Annotated in this window: 3 protein-coding genes; 1 reads left to right on the forward strand and 2 read right to left on the reverse strand. The window is 61.5% G+C overall.

All coding sequences use genetic code 11. The annotated features are described in order from the left end of the window. Window positions 1–166 precede the first annotated feature (166 nt). Together AC1DY5_RS48295 and AC1DY5_RS48300 are read right to left on the reverse strand one after the other, a co-directional pair. Entirely contained in the window at window positions 167–868 is a 702-nt protein-coding gene (locus AC1DY5_RS48295; RefSeq protein WP_478121444.1) for a DUF1269 domain-containing protein, read from the reverse strand. Window positions 869–1013: 145 nt separating this feature from the next. Then, window positions 1014–1418 (reverse strand): DoxX family protein, encoded by a 405-nt coding sequence (locus tag AC1DY5_RS48300; protein ID WP_478121442.1) that lies wholly within the window; start codon window positions 1416–1418, stop codon window positions 1014–1016. Window positions 1419–2197: 779 nt separating this feature from the next. On the opposite strand from AC1DY5_RS48300, the gene AC1DY5_RS48305 reads away from it, so the two are divergent. Then, window positions 2198–2809, forward strand: coding sequence for a response regulator transcription factor (locus AC1DY5_RS48305; protein WP_478121443.1), 612 nt, complete (start codon window positions 2198–2200; stop codon window positions 2807–2809). Window positions 2810–3326: the final 517 nt, after the last annotated feature.

The following is a 3326-nucleotide window of genomic DNA, read 5'->3' on the forward strand; positions in this document are numbered from 1 at the left end:
CACCGAGCTCGCGCGCAACTCCTACTCAGCCGCATTCCGCAGCCACACCGGCCGATGGGAGCCCTTGCCCGGCACCGGGGACCTCGCCACGGTGGCCGATCTGGTCGTCTCTTTACTCGGCCCCTACTTCGAGCCTATTACATAAAGCTATTTACGGGATGTTGTACTAGTGCGCAGGCGTCACCTTGGCCACTTCATGGGCCTGGGGAGTACCGCCCAGGTCCCTGAGTTCTTGTGCCACGGCCTCGGTCTCGAAGTCCCAGGTGAGGACACCGACCGCCGCGCGGCCTGCGTCGAGCTCGCTGCCGATGCGCGCCACCTCTTCGTCAGTCATCTTGGGGCCCTTGTGGAGGAACTGGTCGATGACCCCACCTCCGACAGCGCCGGCGAGCACGCCTCCCGCCAGGGAGAGGCCGCCCGTGGGTATCGCCGCGATCAGGCCCAGGGCGATGCCGATCCCCATGCCTTTCTTCCCGGCCCGCTTCCCGAGCTTGTGCTGCTTGACCTTGCCGTCCTGGTCCTTGGCGAGCACGCCGATCGCGTCGAGCTTCATGTACTCGGTGGCCTTGTCCCAGTTCTTCAGCGCCTCGGCGGCCTGGTCGGCGGCCGCCTCGTCGGCGAAGAACGCGAGAACGAGTTGCTGCTTGTCCCCGCCCATGTCTTCCCTGCGTTTCCGTGGGATAACAGCCTCATCTCTCGTGATCCCATGGCGTTCGAGGTACGCGAAAATCGGCTCGCCGCCGTTGGACTTGCCGTCCAACTCGGACTGAAACCAGTCCCGAATCGCGGGCTCGTGCACCTGCAAGTCATCCCCGAGGGCCTTCAGTTCAGGCGTGCGGGCGCCCTTGCTGATCAGCTTGTACAGCATCACGACGTCGGCAGTTCTCCAACGCCGACAAGCGCCGCATCAAACGGGGGAGTTGAATGAGAACTTCACGATGCTCACCCGAAACCGATCGAGCGGTCTGACGTCGACCAAGCCCTCGATACTGCGAACACCGTCGCGCATCCGCTCAGTTGAGCTTGTTGACACTCCCGCCCAGGCTGAAGCGGCCGGCGCCGAGCAACGCCAGTGCTACCGCCGAGATCAGGAGCAGGCCCTCCAGTTCCATCCCCCAGCCCCCGGTCTTACTGATCACGAACATGTCCTTATAACGAACTAGGCCAATCGCCGCGATCATGTTGATCACGATGATCCAGGCCGCCGGTCGCGAATAGAGGCCAACGATGAGCAACAGCGGCGCCACGATCTCGCCGACGTAGACCAAATAGGCAAGCGCGGGCGGTAGTCCGTGCGATGTGAGCAGGCCGGAGATGAAGCCGACGCCTCCGCTCAGCTTGCTGATTCCATGCACGAGGATGATGAGGCCAAGGCCAAGGCGAAGCACGAGTTTGCCGGCGTCGTCGGATCTCAACATGAGAGCTCCTTAAGTTAGCGAAGCCGCGATTGTCTCGCCCCCGCTTCTCTGTCGGAAGTATTCGTCGACAGAAGCCAGCGCTACGCCACAACACGGTGGCCATTGTCTTTCGCAACCCCCGTCTCAGGCGTAGAGGCGTCAGCGAGAGCTTCCAGGAGTTGTTGGGACATCGCGCGCGTATTCACCCGCCAATAAGCCCGCCTTCGCGAAGTTCCTCTGATGGCCGATTGTTGCCGGTCGAGCGGCGCTGTTAGCTCAATAGCGCACGGGCATCACGGTCGCCGTTGCCAACCCTTCGCACAGGAGCGGCAGCAGGCCGTCAGGCAAATCGTCATTGCCTTCAAGGACTTGCAAGGCTCGGACGGAAACTACAGCATTGCATGGGAGGCGGACGTCGTGGCTGTCACCCGAAGCGCACCCCCATATGACACGTGGGGCAACGCGCCGCGCTACGACATCTTTTACGCCAACGCGCGCAGACTCGGTTCTCGGGTTGTCGTGTGAAGAGGGCCAGCTTCATAGCGATGTCTCAATAGTGCGAGGGCGAAGGGTTTAACGTAGCTCAACTGTGGGAGACGCTCGACGGCCTGCATCTGGCTGACTGTAGCCGGTCGCGGCCGGGTGGGTTCGAGCGCTGAATTTAAGTATTCGAGCTTTCGTCGTGTATCGTTCAAGGGCCATCATCCCACTGCTCACGGACGGTGACCGCGCAGGATAGCCTGCTGTACTCCTAAAGCATCAACGGCCTTTTCCTCCTCCTCTTCTCATCGGATGAACGAATGAACATATTTGTGGTCGACGACCATCCGATGATGCGAGACGCGATATCGATGGTCTTGCGTAGGTTGCGCCCTGGAGCCAAAGTGGTTGAACTCGACCGTGTCGCCCAGCTTGCACCAGCGGTTGCAAAGGACGGCCCTGCTGACATGGTTTGCCTTGACCTCCAGCTTCCGGATGCGAAGGGGACGGAGGGCGTGAAGCTCGTGCGAGCGAATTTCCCCAAGGTTCCGCTCGCGGTCTACTCCGCATCTCCGGCGAGCGACTTCGAGGAATCATGCATCGAGGCGGGCGCTGATATCTACATCGAGAAGGCACTCGGCTCGACGGAGCTCGCCGCGGCGCTACGAGGCCTCATGCAGGCTGACGCGAACTCCGAGCTAGTCGCGGCTACGGACGCAGACGAGGAATCTGAGACCAAACTTTCGAAGCGACAGGTTCAACTCATTGCGATGCTTGAGGGCGGGCTCTCAAATCGCGAGATTGCTGCAGGGCTGGAAATCAGCGAGCACACCGTCAAGGTCCACCTTTGGCGCCTCTTTCGAAAGCTTGGGGTCAAAAGCCGAACGCAGGCCCTCCACTTTGCTCGCCAGAACGGCCTCATAAGAGGGTAGCTACTTGTGTTTGCCGAGCCGAAAGTGGCTAGGCGTGCATCTTGGCTTCGTGTGTGACTGAGAGAAAGCCTGTCGATTCGCTGCGGCTTCGAAGTCAGGTGGACGAGGCCACCTCACGCCAGGGCATTGCGGACTGGCAGGCCCTGCGTTGGAGCAATGCGAACGTTGGCTCTGGGCCCAGAGCAGAAGTTCGGGCTGCTCCAAAGCAGGCATCTGCTTTTTTCATAAGGCCTTGGCGTCAGATGGCCGCATCAACGAATTGGCTTCCGAGCCCAGTGACGCAACGGGCGCAGCGGCCTTGGCGCCAACTTTGGCCTTCCGGGGAGAGACCTTCATGGAGGCCGGCTCCTTGGCAACGACTACATTGCGACCGGGCATCGGCGCCTTTTCGACCGCCGACGCGTCGGGAGCCACCGGCACCTCGGTTGGCGGGTTCGATGGCAGTTGCGTTGCGGCAGGGGTTGTCGACTCTGTCGAGGACGCGGCCACTGAGGGCCAAGTCGGTAAAGGCTGAGGT

The sequence above is a fragment of the Variovorax sp. P4_D9 genome, from assembly GCF_056401695.1.

Bases quoted from the DNA above. Each gene is read 5' to 3' on its own strand.
- AC1DY5_RS48295 (WP_478121444.1), bottom strand. From the start codon at position 868: ATGCTGTACAAGCTGATCAGCAAGGGCGCCCGCACGCCTGAACTGAAG.
- AC1DY5_RS48300 (WP_478121442.1), bottom strand. From the start codon at position 1,418: ATGTTGAGATCCGACGACGCCGGCAAACTCGTGCTTCGCCTTGGCCTT.
- AC1DY5_RS48305 (WP_478121443.1), top strand. From the start codon at position 2,198: ATGAACATATTTGTGGTCGACGACCATCCGATGATGCGAGACGCGATA.